This window comes from Chitinophaga sancti (assembly GCF_034087045.1).
GTDB classification, from domain to species: domain Bacteria; phylum Bacteroidota; class Bacteroidia; order Chitinophagales; family Chitinophagaceae; genus Chitinophaga; species Chitinophaga sancti_B.
The window spans coordinates 868,007-887,649 of the sequence record NZ_CP139247.1 but is presented as its reverse complement, the minus strand read 5'-3'; the positions used below and the strand labels follow the sequence as shown (position 1 = coordinate 887,649).

Genomic DNA, 19,643 nt, shown 5'->3' with positions numbered 1-19,643 from the left:
ATGCGATTGAAATTATTACTCATGGGGGCATGTCTCCTGCTTGCCACCACCTTATCTCATGCACAATCCACAGCATCTAACGGAAGAAAGGTGCTGAAAGGCAAGATTGAAATGAAAACATTGATGAACGATAGCTCGTTTGCATGGTTCTATGCCGGTGTAAACAAATATCAGCCCAATGAAAACATGCTGAATTATATCAAAGACAATCGTGGTAAATTTACTGTGGTAGCGATAATTGGTACCTGGGATGACGAAAGCCGCCGCCTGTTGCCAGCCCTCTACAAAATCCTGATACTGGCAGGTAGCCCTGACGAGCAGATCATCACTTATGGTGCTGACGAAAAACTGCAAACAGGTGTACAGGTAGGCTACCAGACAAAGAAAGTGCCTACTTTCATCATCGTTCGTGATGGTAAAGAACTGGGTCGCCTTAGCACAGATCTGCAGGATACACTCGAAGGCGATATCGCCCGAATCCTGCTGAAAGCAAACAGAAAAGATAAAGATTGATATAAAAGAAACTAACAAAAAAGCCGTCTCAGGTTCCTGAGACGGCTTTTTTATGCACAGTGGATAACTTATTTCTCATGTATCTCCACCGTTGTACTGGATAATTTTACACCGTGGCTTTCCAGTATTTTTATAAAACCAAGGTTGATCTCACTTTTCAATTGATTGAAAGGAACCCCTTCAATCACGTTAGTGAGGTAAATAACCTGTATCACATATGTATCTTTAGTAAAGTCGTTCAAATTCACAATAAAGCCGTCTGCTATTTTATCATGCTGTTTCAAAAGGGCTTTGAAATCCTGTAATACTTTCAGCAGGTTATCTGCAGTCGTATCACCCGCTACTTCCAGGCGAAATACTGCTCTTTGCTGGGTACGCAGCGAAATATTATCCAGTATGCTGTCCACCATTTTCTTGTTTGGAACAGTCACAAAGGTTTTGTCCTGGGTGCGAATGCGTGTACTGCGCAGACCAATCTTTTCTACAGCACCCTGGTAAGCATCTACCTTCACGGTATCTCCTACCCGGAAAGGCTTGTCGAAGAAGATGATGAAAGAACAAATCAGGTTCTCAATACTTTCCTTGGCAGCGAGGGCGAGCGCCGCAGCACCGATACCAAGACCCGCGATAATTTTATTGACCAGCACCGCCCCAAACAGGATCCTGATAAAAGCGATGGCACCAAAAATGAAGACGATGGCTTTGAAGAAATCCCTGAAGAACACGATGAACTGGTTGTCCGTCTTATCATGTAGCAAATCGGCACTCTTGCTGATCATCAGCGACACGAAATCGATGACACGGAGAATGATCCAGATGATGGATACTGTAAGCGCGAGTTCCAGCAGCGTACTTAATATTCCCTTCAGGCTAAACCCATTGTAAACAGTGATGTTCAGCTCCGGAGGAAAATTCAGGTGATCGATCGTGAGCATGAAGGCGACCAGCAGGAAGAAGAATTCCAATGGTCGCAGCAGCAGGTAGGAAAATTCCTGTTGGTCGATATCAGGTGCCCACTTTCTGACTTCTTTGAAAAGGAGATTGGCCAACCATTGTGATAGATACCGTTTTATCATTGAGACAAACAGTAGCACAATAGCCAGAATAAAGTAATTCTGGATAGGGTTGCCAAGAATAACCTGGTCTAGTAAATTGCTCATATTATGCGAAATTACAATATTAGTATATTCTTCTGCTACCCTTATCAGTAATAACTATTACACCCGGTTGCTTCCCTTTTTCAAAACTGCCATACCTGGCTGAGATTCCCAATGCTTTCGCGCCATTCAACGTGGCCCATTGCAGTATTTCTTCCAGTGGGATTGCCGGAAAATGCCCCCGTATTGCCTGTATCTCTTCCCAGATAGACAACTGGTGATTAGAGGCCAGGCTATCTGTGCCTAGCGTGATTATACATCCCTCATTGCGTAATAATGAAATATCGGGCAACCGTTTTTCGATATACAAATTCGCCTGTGGGCATAAGCACCAGTATGCATTAGGGGCATGTTGTTTAGTAAAAGCCACATCTTCTTTGGTAGAAAAAGTATTGTGTACCAATATCACCGGCAAGTGCTTAAAATAAGGCAACCATGCAGGTAGGCTGGTGCCTCCAGTCGGTACAAAGGCACTTGTATCCATCCCAAAGTGCTGATAGAAGTCGAGGAAAGCACCTGTTTTATCAGCATATAATTGATTTTCGGCTGCTGTTTCCTGGTTGTGAATGCTGATTGGAGTATTACCCGGCATCACGGACAGCAGTGAAAAAAGCGTTTTACTCACAGAATACGGAGCATGTGGCACCACGGAACAGGAATGCATATCACCATTCAGACGACTGAACTGTTCCAGTACAGACAAGCTGTAATCCAGTCTGCTCTGCGCCGCAACAGGTACAAATCCCATTGTTTCCACAAAGGAATGGTAGTAAATAGGGGAATGCTGTTTAGGAGCAAGGGTAGCAGTGCCATTACATATATCTCCCACTGCCGAAATGCCACTTTCCCACATGGCTTCCTCAGCAGTTTTAATAGCGGCATCATCCTGTTGCCCCCGTTTTTCCATCACCTGTGTCAGGAAGGACGGCAACCCGGTACCTTCTGGAATTATCCCTTTCATGTGTGACAATTCCAGGTGACAATGGGAATTTACAAACCCCGGACTGAGTATCCCCTCCACTTCCTGTACCCCATCGCCGGCGAGGTCTGCTGATACAATATCCACGATAGTCCCGTCTTCGGAGAGAATCAGGACCTTGTCTCCCGATAATATTTTCTGCCCGTCAAAGAGGGCTGTTCCTTTAAATTTTAGCTGTTGGGTCATAATTATCCTAAAGATGTTAATTTTGCCGGCAATTGATAAGTCGACAGATCACCGACCATTCAACAAAGATAACTATGATAGATAAACTAGAAGCGATTAAAGGCCGGTTTGAACAGGTCTCCCTTGCCCTTACCAACCCCGAAATAGTGAGCGACAACAAGCAGTTCAGCAAACTGAGCAAGGAGTACCGGCAGTTGGAAAAAATCGTGAAGGCATACGATACTTATACAAAGTTGCTGGATAGTATTGCCTTTAACAAGGAAGTACTGGATAGTGGCGATGAAGAAATGAGGGAGCTGGCTAAGGAAGAAACCGAAGCACTGGCCAATCAGAAAATAGAGCAGGAGGAGATAATCCGTAACCTGCTGATTCCGAAAGATCCACAGGATGAAAAGAATGCGATTCTTGAAATCCGGGGTGGTACAGGTGGTGACGAGGCAAGCCTCTTCGCTGGTGACCTGCTGCGCATGTATCTCCGCTATTGTGAGCTCAAAGGCTGGACTACCAATATTATGAGTGAAACCCCTGGTTCAGTGGGTGGATATAAAGAGGTGGTGGTGGAAGTAAATGGTGATGATGTATATGGTACCCTGAAGTTTGAATCAGGTGTACACCGTGTACAGCGTGTTCCAGCTACAGAAACTTCCGGCCGTGTACATACTTCAGCAGCTACAGTGGCGATCCTGCCGGAAGCAGAAGAAGTGGATGTGGATATAAGAGACGCAGATATCAAGATGGATACTTTCCGTTCATCTGGTGCGGGTGGTCAGCACGTAAACAAAACTGAATCTGCGGTTCGATTGACGCATATACCTACCGGTGTGGTGGTAGAATGTCAGGAAGGACGTAGCCAGCACTCTAACCGTGATATCGCGATGAAAATGCTGCGTTCCCGTATTTACGAAGCAGCAGTGCGTAAGCATGAAGAAGCGATTGCCTCACAGCGTAAGAGCCTTGTATCTACTGGTGACCGTTCTGCAAAGATCAGGACTTACAATTACCCACAGGGGCGTGTAACTGATCACCGTATTGGGATGACGGTATACAACCTGGATGCGTTTACAAACGGAGATATCCAGGAAATGCTGCAGGCGTTACAGTTTGCAGAGAATGTGGAAAAGATGAAAATGGGTAGCTAAGCTACAGCGCAATAATAATTCAAAAAGAAAGCGCTTTTGCCCTAGCTAAAAGCGCTTTCTTCCTGGCTATTCCATTACACCTAAATATGAAACATTAGTATTACATTTATTTTTTCATTAATACCTATATTCATGTCTGCCTTGATCTACCAAAAATCTGGCAGCATATTTGTCTCATATCTTTCAGTAATAAACATTCGTACAATGAAAAGAATCAATCCTATCGTAGCAGTAGTATTGTCTGCCACCATGTTATTTAGCTGTAGCACCTGGAATGGAATGAACAACACCCAAAAGGGCGCAGCTATCGGCGTAGGTGGAGGTGCTGCCACTGGTGCCGTGATTGGTAAAGCCGCAGGTAACACTGCTCTGGGCGCTATTATCGGTGCTGCTGTAGGTGGCGGAGCCGGTGTACTGATCGGTAAAAAAATGGATAAACAGGCACAGGAAATCAAAACAACTGTACCAAATGCTACCGTAGAACGTGTAGGGGAAGGTATCAACGTAACGTTCAACTCCGGTGTTCTGTTCGGCTTTGATAAATCGGACCTGACTGCTACCGCTCAGACAAACATTCAGCAGCTGGCTACCATCCTCAATAAATATCCTGACACCTACGTACGCGTAGAAGGTCACACTGATACTACTGGTACTGATGCTTATAACTATGCACTTTCTGAAAGACGTGCAACTGCTGTAGCAAACTACCTGAAAACACAGAACGTAGCTGCTAATCGTATCCAAACATACTGGTATGGTTCCAAACAACCTGTAGTACCTAATACCACAGATGCTAACAGAGCTAAGAACCGTCGTGTGGAATTCGCAATCTATGCGAACGATAAGATGAAGCAGGATGCGCAGAAAGAATCAGGACAGTAATAAGATTTCCTTCATACACATATATATGAAAAAGGCCGTATCGTTGGATACGGCCTTTTTTTCATTGAAAATAGTTAGTCTGTGTCATAATTTTGATATGACTCTATATGCTTAAAATTTTCATTTCGTGCTTATAGCAACAATCGTTTGTACTTAGAGTCTTAAATCAGTTTTCTTTACAGGCTTAAAAAGCACCAATAAGAGGTCGATTTTTGTAACTTAGTAATCTTATTGAGATGGGGGTAATGCCTCAAGCTCGCGCAGGCGCCTGAGATAATTATTTATCTGCGCCTGCTTTCTTTTTTTAAGCCACTCCTGATTATCCGGTTCCATATATGGCACTCTATTTTTGAGTATAAAATAAGTGGCAATGAGGATTTTGTGTGCAATGGCGATAAGAGCACGTTTTTTACCTCTTCGCACACTTAAAGAGTAATATCTTCTTTTCAGATAAGATTCCTTTGTATGTACAGCGGCCCAGGCCGCCTCCACCAGTGCTGTTTTAAGAGAACTGTTGCCATGATTGATACGTTCACTTTTCTTTTTTCCGGCACTTTCATTATTACCCGGACATAAGCCACACCAACTGGCTAAATGATGCTGATTTGGGAAGGCATGCATATCTGTACCTATTTCGGCTAAGATGGCTGTAGCTGTTTGTTTTTGTACTCCGGGAATAGTCTGAAGTAATTTTACTTCTTCTTCCCATTTTCTTAAGTACTGATCAATACGGTTATCTACCTGACAAAGCAGTTCATTTAGCTGTAAGATAGCAGCTTTAGACAGGTTGAGCATAAAACGGTGATGCTCATTAAGATTACCTTCTAAAGCAAGAATAAGTTCTTGCTTCTTGATTTTGAGCCTACCTTTGGCCAGATTGGCCAATATCATGGGATCCTGTTCTCCATCAATAATAGCAGAGATCATTGACCAGCCGCTTATGCCGAACACATCACTGACAACGCTGCTCAATTTGATATTGGCAGTCTCTAAAATGTTCTGTAATCGGTTATATTCACTGGAGCGTTGGCCTATTACTTTACGTTTGTATCGGTACAATTCCCGTAATTCACGAGTGTATTGGGGTGGAATAAAACTTCCTTTTAGTAGCCCGCTTAGCAATAATTTTGCAATCCAGGCACTGTCATTACGATCAGTCTTATGACCCGGCACATATTTAATATGCCGGGCATTGACCAAAATAAGTTCAAAGTGAGGTTCTAGTATATTAAAAACAGGCTTCCAGTAAACACCCGTGCTCTCCATTGCGACATGTGTAATGCCCGATTCTTCCAACCAGGCTACCAGGTCCTTAAGTGAACTTGTGAAGGTGCTAAAAGTGCGGGTTTGTTCCTGCAAATTATCACCCCTGATGGTAGCTACTACATTCTCCTGGTGAACATCGAGGCCACAGCCACGACTCACAACCTGTTCAAAACTGATATGTGATTGTTCCATGGTAGTACTTTTGTCGAAGGTACCACCATTTTCATAGTCGTTTGTGAATTCGGTTCATGAGGGTTTTCTTTGAAAATGTTTTTCATTCTCAGTTGGAGAATTACTTCTTTCATGAATGTTTTTTCTGAAAATGGTTTTCATCCCCGTTGGTGAATAACCTCATTTCATGAATGTTTTTATTATTTTTTCAACCACCACTTTCGTATAAATAAGAAAGCAATGATCCCGCACATGGCGCCTATAGAATCGGCTACGGCGTCGATCATATCGAAGCTGCGATCTACCGCCCAGTATTTTTGAATAAACTCAATGGCTAAACCATATGCTGCTGCTGTGAACCAGAACAGCGTCAGTGTAAGCGCCGAAATATGTCCTTTACTTCTGTAATAGCCTATACACAACAGGAGTACCGTACAACCAAACAATCCCAGGTGAACGATCTTGTCCATATGTATTTTCTCATAGAAAGGATCCCTGGGGATCTTATCTCCGGGTATAGTACATAAATATAACACCAGCAATATCCATAATATAGCAGGCCAATAGTATCTGATAATCCTCATTGCTGGCACGTCCAATTGTTTTTAGGGTAAATATTAATAATCATAAAGGTATAAGGTTCAAAAGTCGTTCCCAACTTTGCACCTTATACCTCTACTTTTTTAACCTTTTATTAATTATTGGACTTATTCGCCAACAAGTGCCTGATAGGCAGCTGCATCCAGCAGTCCGTCTACATCTGCAGGGTTAGATACTGTCATCTTGATCATCCATCCTTCGCCATATGGATCGCTGTTCACCAGTTCAGGTGAGCCATCCAGCTCAGAATTGATTTCATTTACAGTACCTTTTACTGGCAGGAACAGGTCAGACACAGTCTTTACTGCTTCCACAGTACCGAATACTTCTTCTGCATTCAGTGTTTTACCAACGGTAGGAATGTCTACAAATACGATATCTCCCAGTTCACGCTGAGCGAATTCAGTGATACCGATAGTAGCTGTATTACCTTCCAGTAACACCCATTCGTGATCTTTGGTGTAACGCAGATTTGACGGAAAATTCATGGCAAGTTTGATTTTAAGGGGTAAAATTAAGGAAAACCTAAAAGAACAAAAATTTCTTCACCACTCTTACCTTCATTGCCACATCTTCCTGTGGTCTGTCATTACCATCTGTCTTTATTGCTGCGATCTTATCGATCACGTCCAGGCCTTCCAGAACCTGACCAAACACCGTGTAGCTCTGATCCAGTTGTGGTGTGCCTCCGTACTTTTTATAGTATTCGCGCTGGTCCACGGGAATCTTCCCCCCCCCTAGCCTACCCTTCTCCAGTTTGTCGAGCTCCTCATCTGTCCACACTTTCCCCTGCACGATATAAAACTGGCATCCTGAACTTGCTTTTGCAGGATTGTTATCTCTTGCTGCAGCCAGTGCACCTTTTTTGTGATACAGGTTCAGCTGAAACTCTGCGGGAATCGTGTAGTTCACATCTCCATTACCGAGCATTGCTCCCTTTGCCGCATGCTTTGAATCAGGGTCGCCGCCCTGTATCATAAATCCTTTGATCACTCTGTGGAATAACGTACTGTCATAGAAGTGGTGTTTAGCCAGCCTGATAAAATTATCCCTGTGCTTTGGTGTGATGTTATACAGCTCGATCACCATCGTGCCATATGGAGTAATGATCTTTACCTTCCGGTTTTTAGCAGCCATAGCGGGAAGTGTGAGTATTATACACACAAAGAGTAGCAATCGTTTCATGGGGTGTATGATTATTTTAGAGTTGTTTGCGCAGCAGCCAGTCAGTATCTTCCTGATTCCCCATCATGAAGATATGGCTACCGAATTTTTCAAAACCATTCTTCTCGTAGAATTGATACGCCTTCGTGTTGTACTCCCAAACCCCAAGCCAGATGGTTTTTACGCCATGTTGCACCGCTACTTCCTGCGCGTAGTCCAGCAGGAACTGCCCGGCTTTCATACCCTGAAATGCTTTCAGCACATAGATCTTTTCCAGCTCCATGACAGGGGCGGGATCCAGGGGACCGTTATGATCCGGCTGCTTGTGTAAATTGAGTTTCAGAAAACCCGCGGGTGAGGTACCTTCGTACAGAATGTAATATAAACAGCCAGGGGCCGCCATTTCAGCTGTTAGTGCCTTCCTGGATTTTTTCTCTTCCATAAAAGCGTTAAAGTCCGCCGGGTTGTATTGATGAACAAATGTTTCAGTAAACGTCCGCTGCTCAAGCATCACCAGTAAATCCAGCAACTCAGTAGAAACGGGCACAACGTGTAATGATGTATCCATAGCCAGGGTGTGTGTAATTTATATCAGGGAGGGAATTTTACCGTCCCTCCTGATCGTCAAAGTATGCAATAATATGCTCCTGCAAAAATCTTTCCTGTTCTTGCATACTCATTTTGGGTACTGGTTGTGCTTCTTTGAAATGTGGCCAACCATCATTGTCATACCCTTGTAGTTCAAAATACCCGCTTTGACTCAATAAAGTACATGTTGCCACATGCATAAGATCCTGTTTCTGCTCCTTTGTCCACTTCGTCTTCATGTTTCCCAGTTCCTGTGCACCTATTAAAAAGAGAATTGCTTCCATGTTAGGGGTTTTCCCAAATCGCTCTGTGAACATATCCAGCACCCTTTTCCATTGCTGCTCAAATTCCTCTGCCATTTTATAATTATTTAATTATGAACCTTCTATCCCTGCAAATGTACGTTATAAAAAAAGATGATATAAATATGCGCCGGCTTTATTAATTTGGGGGTCACATACGTTATTTATAATGCAAGGATTACAAATTAAAAAATGTATGTATCTGAGTGCCATATCGTAATTTGTAAATTTTAATTTGTAATTCTATTCTTAACAGCATTTTAACGGCCATATCTGCTTGTCTGGCGGTGTTTTACTGGCAGAAAGTTTTACTTTAGCAAACTTGTAAATAATAAATAAGCATGGAGAATACTTCGTATGATATTCGTCAACTAAATGAAAAAATCCACGAGGCCAGCGCATTTGTAGACCTGCTGAACCTCGAACTGGGCAAAGTCATCGTAGGGCAGCGTTACATGGTAGAAAGACTGTTGATAGGGCTGCTGGCACAAGGCCACGTATTGCTGGAAGGTGTACCCGGTCTGGCAAAAACCCTGTCTATTAAATCCCTCTCTTCTGCCATTAACGGTAAATTCAGCCGTATTCAGTTTACACCGGACCTTCTGCCTGCGGACGTGATCGGTACTATGATATACAACCAGCAAAAGAATGAATTTGTGGTAAGACGCGGTCCTATCTTCGCCAACTTTATCCTGGCGGATGAGATCAACCGTGCCCCTGCAAAAGTGCAGAGTGCCCTGCTGGAAGCAATGCAGGAAAGACAGATCACTATCGGTGATACTACTTTCAAACTGGAAGAGCCTTTCCTGGTACTGGCTACCCAGAACCCAATCGAGCAGGAAGGTACTTATACACTGCCAGAAGCACAGGTAGACCGTTTTATGCTCAAAGTGGTGATCGGTTATCCTACCAGGGAAGAAGAGCGACTGATCATCCGTCAGAACCTGAACCCTCAGCCTTCCCAAAAGATCAATCCCATCATTCAGCCTGCCGACATTATGAAGGCACGCGACCTGGTACGTGAAGTATACATGGATGAAAAGATCGAACGCTATATCCTCGATATCGTATTCGCTACCCGTAATCCTGAAGAATACAAACTGCAGAAACTGAAACCGCTCATCGCTTATGGTGGTTCTCCAAGAGCGAGCATCAACCTGGCAATGGCTGCTAAAGCTTATGCCTTCATGAAACGTCGCGGATATGTAATTCCTGAAGACGTTCGCAGCATCTGCTTCGACGTAATGCGTCACCGTGTAGGGCTTACTTACGAAGCGGAAGCGGAAAACGTAACCAGCGAAAACATCCTGAGCGAAATTCTGAATGCTGTAGAAGTACCTTAATCGGCCCCTATGTAGCAAACAGTTTTGTTAAACGTTAATGTACAACCGGTGGATACTGCAGAAATACTTAAGAAAGTCAGGCAGATAGAGATCAAGACCAAAGGTCTCTCCAATCACATCTTTGCGGGCGAATATCACAGCGCCTTCAAGGGTCGTGGTATGTCTTTCAGTGAGGTGCGCGATTACCAGGTGGGCGACGATGTGCGGGCTATCGACTGGAATGTGACTGCCCGTTTAAATCATCCCTTCATCAAGGTTTTCGAAGAAGAACGTGAGCTCACCGTAATGTTGCTGGTAGATGTGAGTGAAAGCTCCCTCTTCGGTACCGTACGGCAGAACAAGCGGAGTATGATCACGGAGCTTTGCGCTGTACTGGCCTTCTCCGCGATCAAAAACAATGATAAAGTAGGGGTGATCTTCTTCAGCGACGGTATGGAAAAATATATCCCGCCTAAGAAAGGTAAATCCCATATCCTGTTTATCATTCGCGAACTGCTGTCCTTTACCCCTACCCGCAAAGGCACTAATATCAGGGAAACACTGCGTTTCTTTAACAATGCGACAAAGAAAAAGAGCATTGTATTTATGCTGAGCGACTTCCTGACAGGCGACTACCAGGATGCACTGAACATTGCAGCCAAACGCCACGATGTGGTAGGCGTGCATGTATACGATCAGCGTGACAAAGAACTGCCACCGGTAGGACTGATACAAATGCAGGATTCTGAAACTGGTGCACGCCAATGGGTAGATGCTTCTGACAAACAGGTGCAGCAATATTATACCCAACAGTTCCAGCAGCACGTACAGTATTGCAGCAATTCTTTCAAAAAGAGTGGTGCAAGCCTGATCAGCATTCGTACGGATGAAGATTATGTAAAGGCTTTAAAAGGCTTCTTTACAAACAGGTGATAGTTTAAAGATGAGCAAATTAACATGGGTAAACAGATCATAGTTAAAACACTTATTTTATTTGCATTGCTGGGTTATGGGTTTGCTTCGCAGGCCCAGGTGCAGGTAAGCGCCCGTACAGATACAGACCATATCCGTATAGGTGAGCAGGTAAAACTCATATTGTCTGCCACCGTACCTAACCAGGGCGTTGGCAATGTCGTATTCCCTCAATTACCAGATTCCTTCAGTCACTGGGAAGTTGTCAGCCGTACCGGCCTCGATACTTCTGCTGCCAATGGAAACAAGGTGTTTCAACAAACCCTTGTACTCACCAGCTTTGACAGCGGTAGCTGGGACCTCCCTGCCTTAAAATTTGATGTGCTGAATAACGGTGCGGTGACTGATTCAGCCTTCACCGATTCACTGCGCATAGAGGTAGGTACCGTTGCGGTAGATACTACCAAGGCATTCAAACCTATTAAAGCCGTACGTTCTGTACCCTGGAACTTCTGGGATTACTGGCTGTACTTTGCTATTGGTTTCAGTGTGATCATCATAGGTATCGGATTGTTGGTATATTTCCGCAGCCGTCCTAAGAAAGTAGTGGTGAAACCTGCAGCACCTGCCGTACCACCTTACGAGGTAGCACTGCTGGCTCTGAAGCAGCTGAGAGAAGAGAAACTGTGGCAACAGGGAGATGTGAAGCAATATTATACCCGCATCACCGACGTACTGCGCGCATACTTCGAACAGCAATTTAATATCCCTGCCCTGGAGCAAACCAGCGAGGAACTGCTTCAACACATCAAACCAGTGACGGTCCTGAACCAGCAACGTGACAGGTTGAGAGACCTGCTGACGGTAGCTGATCTGGCTAAATTTGCGAAGCTCCATCCTACACCTGAAGAGCATGAGCGCGCACTGTCGCAGGCATTTGATATTGTGGAATGGACCAAACCCGCTGCGGAGAAAGCAAAGGAAGCAGAGAAGACGAATGAGGCAGGGAAAACCGAAGGAGCAGGCAACTAAGGGGTTAGAAAGCGAATGACGCAGGGAAAACCGAAGAAACAGGCTACTAAGGGATCAGAAAGTGAAGACGCAGGGAAAACTGAAGGAGCAGGCAACTAAGGATTCCGCAAGCGAAACAAAAGCAGAAACCGAAGGAGCAGGCTACTAACTAGAACCAGGAAATTATTTTATATACATGGATTTTTCAGTCTGGAAAAATATTGAATTTGCCCATCCTGCCTACTTTGGCTTGCTGGTGCTGGTGCCCGTGATGATCTACTGGCACTATGCAAAACAGCAGAAAAAGCAGGTGGCTATGGATATGTCTTCCCTTCAGGGGCTGAAGGGACTGCCGGTATCCTGGAAGGTGAGGTTCCGCCCCCTCCTGCTGATACTGCGACTGCTGGCGTTTAGTGCGCTGGTGGTAGCGCTGGCAAGACCTCAGACCAGCAATACATCTGAAAGTATAGATAGTGAAGGGATCGATATCGTGTTGAGCATAGATATTTCAGGTAGTATGCTGGCAGAAGACCTGCAGCCTAACAGGCTGGAAGCTGCGAAGAAAGTAGCGAACGACTTCGTGGATCGCCGTATCAGTGACCGTATTGGCCTGGTGATCTTCTCCGGAGAGAGTTTTACGCAATGTCCCATTACTACTGACCATGCGGTATTGAAAAACCAGATTACGGCTATCAAGAGTGGTATGCTGCAGGATGGTACTGCGATTGGGATGGGTTTGGCCACGGCTGTAGATCGCCTTCGTAATAGTAAAGCTAAAAGTAAGGTGATCATTCTCCTTACAGATGGTGTGAACAACGTAGGTTTGATAGATCCGCTCACCGCGCTGGAAATTGCAAAGGCATTCAAAACAAGGGTATATACCGTAGGGGTAGGTACGATCGGAAAGGCACCTTTCCCGATGACCATGCCGGATGGTAGTATTCAAATGGCTATGCAGGATGTACAGCTGGATGAGCCGCTGATGAAGAAGATTTCAACAGAAACCGGGGGTAAATATTTCAGGGCTACCAATAATAAGGACCTGGAAAGTATTTATGATGAGATTGATAAGCTGGAAAAGACCAAGGTAGAGATCACTTCTTACAAACGATTTGCTGAACATTTCTTCCCGTTTGCTATACTGGCATTGGCTTGTATACTGCTGGAAGTAGTGTTGCGATATACCGTATTCCGGAGTCTGCCATAAAACAATATTGCCCCCTGCCGCGCCAGCGGCAGGGGGCAATATCAAAAAACTCGCTTCTGCCGAAGGTAGAAGCGAGTTTTTTGTATTTTTACACCCTAATAATAATTTTAGCATTTGCAGGCACTAATCTATAGATCCACCGGTAGCTGGTACACCGTAAAAACCATCACCACCGGCGAAACCTTCCAGGCACGCATTAAAGGTGTATTGAAACTGGATGGGGACATTACGTCTACCAACCCCATAGCGGTAGGCGATATCGTAGATATCGTTCCTGAAGAAGGTGATGCCAATGCAAAAAATGCTATGATCACTGATATTGGGGTCAGGCGTAACTACATCGTCCGCAGCTCCCCACATAAAAAAGGAAACGCGAAGCACATCGTGGCGGCCAACCTGGATCAGGCCATGCTCATCTGCACAGTAAAAGAACCAAGAACCTCCAATGGATTCATGGATCGCTTCCTGGTTACAGCTGCTGCTTATCACATTCCAGTAGTGCTTGTGTTTAACAAAAGAGACATTTATAAAGAGAAAGAAATAGACAGATTCGCTGAATTAGCGGCCCTGTATGAAGATATCGGTTATACTGTAAAACTGGTATCTGCTGCTACCGGCGGCGGTGTAGATGAACTGGAGGCTATGATGAAAGATAAAACTACCCTGATGTCCGGTCACTCCGGTGTGGGAAAGTCTTCTCTCATCAATCGTTTATTACCTGGTCTGGATCTGCGTACAAAAGCCGTGAGTGGTTGGAGTGGTAAGGGGTTGCATACTACTACTTATGCAGAGATGTATGATCTGCCACAGGGCGGTCGGTTGATAGATACACCTGGGGTAAGGGAGTTTGGTATTGTGGATATTGAGAAGCCGGAGCTGTCGCATTATTTTCTTGAGATGCAGCCTTATCTTACACAGTGTCAGTTTAATAACTGCTTGCATATCAATGAGCCAGGTTGTGCTGTGAAAGCGGCTGTAGAGGAAGGGGAAATTGATATGGAGAGGTATGTGAGTTATGCCACGATTCTGGAATCAATTCAGGAGGAGAGTTATTAAAGGATTTTTAATTCTTACAGAAGAACCGATCGAATTCTTGCTTCAAAAAAACATTCCTTTATGTATTCCGAAGGAAGTCCTTCTCAAAGGTAAAAGCAATTGGTCCTATCCTTCAGAAAAAAAAACTTTTACATGTTTTCCGAAGGAAATCTCCCTCAAACAGCATTCAACTAATGCCTGTTCTTCTTATGATGCTTTCCTTGCATCTCATCCAATATCTTCTCAGCCCCCCAGTTACTTCTTGGTTGAGGACATCCCGTCTTCCTTGTCCTACAGGAACTAAACCCCATCAGGGCCAGCACGAACATGCAAATAAAGAATGTACGTATCATTAGAATACCCTGTTAGACATTTGTTTGGAAGAATGCTTATTCTGCTTGATATTTCTATTTGAATAGTAATTGCTGCTTGGACAGCCTTTTTGCTCTGATTGACAGCTGATAGCCAAAATGCTACCCAGCACCAGGAGTAATATTAATTTCTGCATAGGGTAAGGATATTAAATGCAAGATAATTAAAATATGTCATTTAAGGGTTATGCATTTACCTGCTTGGGGGCATAGATATTCTAAAACCATGAGGTTTGGCCATAGACACAACCTCATGATTTGTTATTTGATATAGCATATCATCAGCGATAGCTTATTTCCCTTCTAACGGCAGCTCCTTGAACCAGCAGGAAACGATGCAATAACCTATTGTCATCTACCGGCAGCTCCTTGAACTAACAGAAAAGATGTAATAACCTATTTCCCTTCTTCCGGCAAATCCTTGAACCAGCTGGAATACATGCCATAATTATTCGCGATCCTGCTGATCTCTCCGCTGATCAATGACTCACTGATATTCTTAACCTTCCTGGCAGGCACACCCGCATAAATAGCACCTGCTTCTACCTGTGTATTTTCCAGCACCACAGCACCCGCAGCTATAATGGTATTGCTTCCGATATGTGCATTATCCATCACAATAGCACCCATCCCGATCAGCACATTATCTTCCACAGTACAGCCATGCACAATCGCATTATGACCAATGGATACGCTATTCCCAATTATCGTCTTTGTCTTTTCGTAAGTAGCATGAATACAGGCACCATCCTGTACATTTACTTTATTACCTAAACGGATACTGTTTACATCTCCTCTGATCACAGCATTGAACCAAACGCTACAACCATCCCCCATAATCACATCACCTACGATTGTCGCATTTGGGGCTATAAAACAGTCCTTTCCCATTTCAGGCATTACTCCTTTTACCGGCAGAATGTATGGCATTTCCTTTTGTTTTGCTGGCAAATTACCACTTACAATTGATTAAACGCATGCTCCGGATCAGGTATACTATTAATACGCAGGGGCATATCATTTTCGTATTTTTGCAGGCAAATGAATAACAGGCAACTTTTTTTAAGACACGTAGCGCAATTGTCAGACGCTCCGTTGGGCATTGAGATGGTGAAGGCATCAGGCATGTACATGTGGGATGTGGATGGTAAGAAATTATTGGACCTGATAGCGGGGATTAGTGTGTGTAATGTAGGACATTGTCATCCGGCTGTGGTGGCAGCTATACAGGAGCAGGCCGCAACTTATATGCACCTGCTGGTGTATGGGGAGCTGGTGCAGTCGCCACAGGTAGCATTTGCTACTTTGCTTACTCAGCATTTACCATCTTCTTTAGATAGTGTATACTTTACCAATTCCGGTGCAGAAGCGGTGGAAGGTGCGATGAAGCTGGCAAAGCGATTCACAGGCAGAACGGAAATTATTGCATTTGAGAATAGTTACCATGGTTCCACGCAGGGAGCTATGAGTATAATGGGAGATGAAGAATGGCGGAATGCGTATCGTCCTTTATTACCTGATATCCAGCACCTGAAATATAATACCTGGGAGGCGATAGATTGCATTACAGAAAAGACGGCCTGTGTGATTGCAGAAACAGTACAGGCCGAAGCTGGGGTGATCGTACCACAGCAGGAATGGATGAAGGCCCTGCGGGAGAAATGTACACAAACAGGTACCCTGCTCGTATTGGATGAAATCCAGTGTGGCCTGGGTAGAAATGGATCGCTCTGGGGCTTTGAACAATTCGGTATTGTGCCTGATATTCTATTATTAGGCAAAGCGCTGGGTGGTGGTATGCCAATGGGAGCTTTTATTGCCAACAGAGAAATTATGTGGACCCTGACCAATAACCCTGTCTTAGGACACATGACCACCTTCGGTGGCCACCCGGTTATCTGTGCTGCTGGTATGGCGGGTTTCAAAGTATTGCTGGAAGAAAAACTCACAAACACCGTCAGGACAAAAGAAGCCTTGTTTCATAAATATCTGCAACACCCTGCTATCAGAGCCATCCGCTCTCAGGGCCTGATGATGGCCGTAGAACTGGAAAGCTTTACTGTGAATAAAAAGGTGATCGATGCCTGCATTGAGAAAGGTGTCATGACAGACTGGTTCTTATTTGCGCCGCAATGCTTGCGCATTGCCCCTCCCCTGATCATAACAGAAGACGAAATCAAATTCGCCTGCGATACTATAATTGCGGTATTGAATGCTGTTGCTTAAGAACAGGCTCGCACAAAAGCAGGGAATCAGGTTTGGCCGTCAGGCCAAACCTGATTCCCTGCGCTAACCCTGGGGAAAATCACTTCGCGATTTTCCCCAGGGTTAGCACCTCATAACAGCCTTTTTTACCAAATACCAATAAAATAATTTTATAATTCCAACCTAAATCCTAACTTTGAATTCCAAAGTACTTTAGTATGACTGATCAGCAACATCTATCTACCTTAAGTGATATTAAACGTATCATGGACCGCAGCAGCCGCTTCATCTCCCTCAGTGGACTAAGTGGCGTATGCGCCGGCATCGCCGGCCTCCTGGGTGCTGCTATCGCCGATGTCTGGATCAGTGAATACTACAACCGCTGGAACACCTCTGGCATATTCGTAAGAGAAGATTTCAATTTATTAAAAATAAAACTCACCATCCTCGGCCTCATCGTCATGGGCATTGCATTGGCTGGCGGCATCTACTTTACCTGGCGCAAAGCCAATAAAGATGGCGCTTCCATCTTTGGCAAAACCTCCCGCAACGTTTTCTATAGTGGACTCATCCCCATGGTAGCCGGCGCTGCATTCATAGCAGGAATGGTCTATAATAATTTTGAAGTACTCGTGGCCCCCGCCTGCCTCCTCTTTTATGGACTGGCACTGGTCAACGCCAGCAAGTATACATTCAGAGATATCAAATACTTTGGGATCGCTCAAATCATACTGGGGATAATCAATGTTTTCTATTTGCGTCGTGGTCTGTATTTTTGGGCCCTAGGTTTCGGTGTATTACACATCGTATACGGCGTGATGATGTGGTGGAAGTATGAACGCAATGCTGAATCAGAAGAGTAATCACTCTCTGACAGCAAGGCTATATTAATTGAACTTTTGAATCTGTTAAGCAGTGGCCATAAACAATCCCATAGGTAATCTGAATAAAATCTTCGACAGCAGGATCCGTCTTGGTGTCATGAGTATTCTTATAGTCAATGAGGAAGTCAGCTTCAACGATTTGAAACAAATGTTGGAACTCACCGACGGTAACCTGGCCTCACACCTGAATACACTGGAAGAAAACGGTTATCTCAAGGTTCACAAAGGCTTCATCGGCCGTAAAACAAATACAACTTATCAAATCACCAAAGCAGGCGAAAAAGCTTTCAAAGGCCACCTCGCTGCGCTTGAAAATATGATTCGCTCTATCGAGTAAATTTTTTTTATCCCTATACTTTGAAATACAAAGCACTTTAAAAGAAAATAATCATGGAACATCAACATCTTGCAAATGCAGGACAGGAGAGTCATTCTCCTGCCCCAGGGGAAGATTTTTTACCTGAAAAAAACTCCTTTATGAAAAGATACGCTTACGCTATCAAAGCCGTCATCATCGGCTTCCTGGTACTTGTGCTCCTCATTCCCACTGCTATGATCATGAATCTGATCCGGGAAAGAGAACAACGGAGTGACGAAGCAACCGCCGAAATCAGTAGTAAATGGGGCGAAGCCCAAACCCTCACCGGCCCTATTATCATCATTCCATATGTAGATACCCCCGGTCATCGCGCTTATGCCCTCTTCCTGCCCGATAAACTGAACATCAATGGCGAACTGCTACCCGAAATGCGCCACCGTGGCATTTATGAAACCGTTGTATACAGTTCTCATCTTCAGGTGAGTGGCAACTTTGCGCCCCTTACCACAGACATTCCTGCAGATAAATTACTGATCAATGAAGCTGTCATTGCCGTAGGCGTCAGTGATATGAGAGGTATCAGTAACCAACCCAATATGCAGCTCAATGGCAAAGACTATCTCTTCTCTCCGGGGGTAACCATCCAGAGCGTATTCAATAATGGGATGCAGGCAAGAATACCATTGACAAAAACTGACAGTGGCTGGACAGCAGGAGATTTTTCTATAAATCTCGATCTTCGTGGCTCCGGCCAGGTGCACTTCTCTCCTGTTGGTAAAACGACCCAGGTCAATATCACATCCAACTGGGCCAATCCCCAGTTCGACGGTCAGTTCCTACCTGTGAAATCCGTTGTCAAATCTACCGGCTTTACCGCCGCCTGGCAGGTATCTCACCTGAACCGCAACTTCCCCCAATCCCTGACCACAAAAGATGAGGTCAACCTCCGTAGCTATGATTTTGGTATCAAGCTGTTCCTGCCTGTCGATGGCTATCAACAATCCACCCGTGCGGTGAAATACGCTATCCTCATTATCGGCCTTTCATTCCTTGTTTTCTACTTTATTGAATTACTCCAGCGGCTGTATGTACATCCATTACAATATATCCTCATTGGGTTTGCACTGGTGCTTTTCTATACCTTGTTAATCGCCCTGGCAGAACAATTGAATTTCGGTATTGCCTACCTGATTGCAAGTGGTATGACCATTGCTCTTGTCACCGCATACACCGCAAGTATCTTTAACAATTTCCGTGTAGGTAGTGGCATTGGTGGGGTATTAGTCATATTGTATGGAGCTATTTATGTCATTCTCCGTGCCGAAGACTTGTCTTTACTGATGGGTAGCCTTGGATTATTCATTATACTTGCTATCGTAATGTTCTTTAGCCGTAAGATCAAATGGCAAGAACTGAAGGGTAATGAATAA

At 44.4% G+C, this 19,643-nt stretch carries 21 protein-coding genes; 12 read left to right on the top strand and 9 right to left on the bottom strand.

What is annotated here, in order from left to right; genetic code table 11:
• Positions 1–513: a hypothetical protein gene (locus tag SIO70_RS03675; protein ID WP_320579535.1), complete on the top strand. Its 513-nt coding sequence runs from the start codon at positions 1–3 to the stop codon at positions 511–513.
• A 68-nt stretch (positions 514–581) separates the two neighbouring features.
• On the opposite strand, the gene SIO70_RS03670 is transcribed toward SIO70_RS03675, so the two are convergent.
• Together SIO70_RS03670 and SIO70_RS03665 are read right to left on the bottom strand one after the other, a co-directional pair.
• A complete protein-coding gene (locus tag SIO70_RS03670) occupies positions 582–1,673 on the bottom strand; it encodes a mechanosensitive ion channel family protein (RefSeq protein ID WP_320579532.1) in 1,092 nt (363 codons plus the stop codon).
• A gap of 19 nt (positions 1,674–1,692) precedes the next feature.
• A complete protein-coding gene (locus SIO70_RS03665; protein ID WP_320579530.1) occupies positions 1,693–2,835 on the bottom strand; it encodes an amidohydrolase family protein in 1,143 nt (380 codons plus the stop codon).
• 74 nt (positions 2,836–2,909) lie between these two features.
• Between SIO70_RS03665 and prfA the strand changes: the two genes are divergently transcribed.
• Complete coding sequence (gene prfA / locus SIO70_RS03660) at positions 2,910–3,974, top strand: peptide chain release factor 1 (RefSeq protein ID WP_320579528.1); 1,065 nt, start codon at positions 2,910–2,912, stop codon at positions 3,972–3,974.
• Between the two features lie 204 nt (positions 3,975–4,178).
• Complete coding sequence (locus tag SIO70_RS03655; RefSeq protein ID WP_320579525.1) at positions 4,179–4,856, top strand: OmpA family protein; 678 nt, start codon at positions 4,179–4,181, stop codon at positions 4,854–4,856.
• A 228-nt stretch (positions 4,857–5,084) separates the two neighbouring features.
• On the opposite strand, the gene SIO70_RS03650 is transcribed toward SIO70_RS03655, so the two are convergent.
• From SIO70_RS03650 to SIO70_RS03625, 6 genes are all read right to left on the bottom strand, one after another.
• On the bottom strand, positions 5,085–6,314 hold the full coding sequence (locus SIO70_RS03650; RefSeq protein WP_320577102.1) for an IS110 family transposase: 1,230 nt from the start codon (positions 6,312–6,314) through the stop codon (positions 5,085–5,087).
• 179 nt (positions 6,315–6,493) lie between these two features.
• Positions 6,494–6,877 (bottom strand): VanZ family protein, encoded by a 384-nt coding sequence (locus SIO70_RS03645; RefSeq protein ID WP_320579523.1) that lies wholly within the window; start codon positions 6,875–6,877, stop codon positions 6,494–6,496.
• A gap of 123 nt (positions 6,878–7,000) precedes the next feature.
• Entirely contained in the window at positions 7,001–7,381 is a 381-nt protein-coding gene (gcvH, locus tag SIO70_RS03640) for a glycine cleavage system protein GcvH (RefSeq protein WP_320579521.1), read from the bottom strand.
• A gap of 37 nt (positions 7,382–7,418) precedes the next feature.
• Positions 7,419–8,078: a peptidylprolyl isomerase gene (locus SIO70_RS03635; RefSeq protein ID WP_320579519.1), complete on the bottom strand. Its 660-nt coding sequence runs from the start codon at positions 8,076–8,078 to the stop codon at positions 7,419–7,421.
• Positions 8,079–8,094: 16 nt separating this feature from the next.
• Entirely contained in the window at positions 8,095–8,625 is a 531-nt protein-coding gene (locus SIO70_RS03630; protein WP_320579517.1) for a GNAT family N-acetyltransferase, read from the bottom strand.
• A gap of 37 nt (positions 8,626–8,662) precedes the next feature.
• On the bottom strand, positions 8,663–9,004 hold the full coding sequence (locus SIO70_RS03625; protein WP_320579515.1) for a hypothetical protein: 342 nt from the start codon (positions 9,002–9,004) through the stop codon (positions 8,663–8,665).
• Between the two features lie 284 nt (positions 9,005–9,288).
• On the opposite strand from SIO70_RS03625, the gene SIO70_RS03620 reads away from it, so the two are divergent.
• The 5 genes from SIO70_RS03620 to rsgA all read left to right on the top strand — a co-directional run bounded on the left by SIO70_RS03620 (position 9,289) and on the right by rsgA (position 14,455).
• Complete coding sequence (locus SIO70_RS03620; protein WP_320579513.1) at positions 9,289–10,290, top strand: MoxR family ATPase; 1,002 nt, start codon at positions 9,289–9,291, stop codon at positions 10,288–10,290.
• 24 nt (positions 10,291–10,314) lie between these two features.
• Positions 10,315–11,202, top strand: coding sequence for a DUF58 domain-containing protein (locus SIO70_RS03615; protein WP_320579511.1), 888 nt, complete (start codon positions 10,315–10,317; stop codon positions 11,200–11,202).
• A gap of 24 nt (positions 11,203–11,226) precedes the next feature.
• Positions 11,227–12,213, top strand: coding sequence for a hypothetical protein (locus tag SIO70_RS03610; RefSeq protein ID WP_320579509.1), 987 nt, complete (start codon positions 11,227–11,229; stop codon positions 12,211–12,213).
• A gap of 175 nt (positions 12,214–12,388) precedes the next feature.
• Positions 12,389–13,399: a VWA domain-containing protein gene (locus tag SIO70_RS03605; protein ID WP_320579508.1), complete on the top strand. Its 1,011-nt coding sequence runs from the start codon at positions 12,389–12,391 to the stop codon at positions 13,397–13,399.
• Positions 13,400–13,513: 114 nt separating this feature from the next.
• On the top strand, positions 13,514–14,455 hold the full coding sequence (rsgA, locus tag SIO70_RS03600) for a ribosome small subunit-dependent GTPase A (RefSeq protein WP_320579506.1): 942 nt from the start codon (positions 13,514–13,516) through the stop codon (positions 14,453–14,455).
• Positions 14,456–15,201: 746 nt separating this feature from the next.
• On the opposite strand, the gene SIO70_RS03595 is transcribed toward rsgA, so the two are convergent.
• Positions 15,202–15,735, bottom strand: a complete 534-nt coding sequence (locus tag SIO70_RS03595; protein WP_320579504.1) for a gamma carbonic anhydrase family protein — start codon at positions 15,733–15,735, stop codon at positions 15,202–15,204.
• 111 nt (positions 15,736–15,846) lie between these two features.
• Between SIO70_RS03595 and SIO70_RS03590 the strand changes: the two genes are divergently transcribed.
• From SIO70_RS03590 to creD, 4 genes are all read left to right on the top strand, one after another.
• The gene (locus tag SIO70_RS03590; RefSeq protein WP_320579502.1) at positions 15,847–17,031 is read left to right on the top strand and encodes an aspartate aminotransferase family protein; all 1,185 of its coding nucleotides are present in this window, start codon (positions 15,847–15,849) and stop codon (positions 17,029–17,031) included.
• 197 nt (positions 17,032–17,228) lie between these two features.
• Positions 17,229–17,873: a hypothetical protein gene (locus SIO70_RS03585; protein ID WP_320579501.1), complete on the top strand. Its 645-nt coding sequence runs from the start codon at positions 17,229–17,231 to the stop codon at positions 17,871–17,873.
• 52 nt (positions 17,874–17,925) lie between these two features.
• A complete protein-coding gene (locus SIO70_RS03580; protein WP_235643568.1) occupies positions 17,926–18,231 on the top strand; it encodes a winged helix-turn-helix domain-containing protein in 306 nt (101 codons plus the stop codon).
• 53 nt (positions 18,232–18,284) lie between these two features.
• A complete protein-coding gene (gene creD / locus SIO70_RS03575) occupies positions 18,285–19,643 on the top strand; it encodes a cell envelope integrity protein CreD (protein WP_320579498.1) in 1,359 nt (452 codons plus the stop codon).

Bases quoted from the DNA above. Each gene is read 5' to 3' on its own strand.
- SIO70_RS03595 (WP_320579504.1), bottom strand. From the start codon at position 15,735: ATGCCATACATTCTGCCGGTAAAAGGAGTAATGCCTGAAATGGGAAAG.
- SIO70_RS03590 (WP_320579502.1), top strand. From the start codon at position 15,847: ATGAATAACAGGCAACTTTTTTTAAGACACGTAGCGCAATTGTCAGAC.
- SIO70_RS03670 (WP_320579532.1), bottom strand. From the start codon at position 1,673: ATGAGCAATTTACTAGACCAGGTTATTCTTGGCAACCCTATCCAGAAT.
- SIO70_RS03665 (WP_320579530.1), bottom strand. From the start codon at position 2,835: ATGACCCAACAGCTAAAATTTAAAGGAACAGCCCTCTTTGACGGGCAG.
- SIO70_RS03645 (WP_320579523.1), bottom strand. From the start codon at position 6,877: ATGAGGATTATCAGATACTATTGGCCTGCTATATTATGGATATTGCTG.
- SIO70_RS03605 (WP_320579508.1), top strand. From the start codon at position 12,389: ATGGATTTTTCAGTCTGGAAAAATATTGAATTTGCCCATCCTGCCTAC.
- SIO70_RS03610 (WP_320579509.1), top strand. From the start codon at position 11,227: ATGGGTAAACAGATCATAGTTAAAACACTTATTTTATTTGCATTGCTG.
- SIO70_RS03620 (WP_320579513.1), top strand. From the start codon at position 9,289: ATGGAGAATACTTCGTATGATATTCGTCAACTAAATGAAAAAATCCAC.
- SIO70_RS03650 (WP_320577102.1), bottom strand. From the start codon at position 6,314: ATGGAACAATCACATATCAGTTTTGAACAGGTTGTGAGTCGTGGCTGT.
- prfA (WP_320579528.1), top strand. From the start codon at position 2,910: ATGATAGATAAACTAGAAGCGATTAAAGGCCGGTTTGAACAGGTCTCC.
- SIO70_RS03630 (WP_320579517.1), bottom strand. From the start codon at position 8,625: ATGGATACATCATTACACGTTGTGCCCGTTTCTACTGAGTTGCTGGAT.
- SIO70_RS03655 (WP_320579525.1), top strand. From the start codon at position 4,179: ATGAAAAGAATCAATCCTATCGTAGCAGTAGTATTGTCTGCCACCATG.
- SIO70_RS03585 (WP_320579501.1), top strand. From the start codon at position 17,229: ATGACTGATCAGCAACATCTATCTACCTTAAGTGATATTAAACGTATC.
- creD (WP_320579498.1), top strand. From the start codon at position 18,285: ATGGAACATCAACATCTTGCAAATGCAGGACAGGAGAGTCATTCTCCT.
- SIO70_RS03635 (WP_320579519.1), bottom strand. From the start codon at position 8,078: ATGAAACGATTGCTACTCTTTGTGTGTATAATACTCACACTTCCCGCT.
- SIO70_RS03625 (WP_320579515.1), bottom strand. From the start codon at position 9,004: ATGGCAGAGGAATTTGAGCAGCAATGGAAAAGGGTGCTGGATATGTTC.
- gcvH (WP_320579521.1), bottom strand. From the start codon at position 7,381: ATGAATTTTCCGTCAAATCTGCGTTACACCAAAGATCACGAATGGGTG.
- SIO70_RS03675 (WP_320579535.1), top strand. From the start codon at position 1: ATGCGATTGAAATTATTACTCATGGGGGCATGTCTCCTGCTTGCCACC.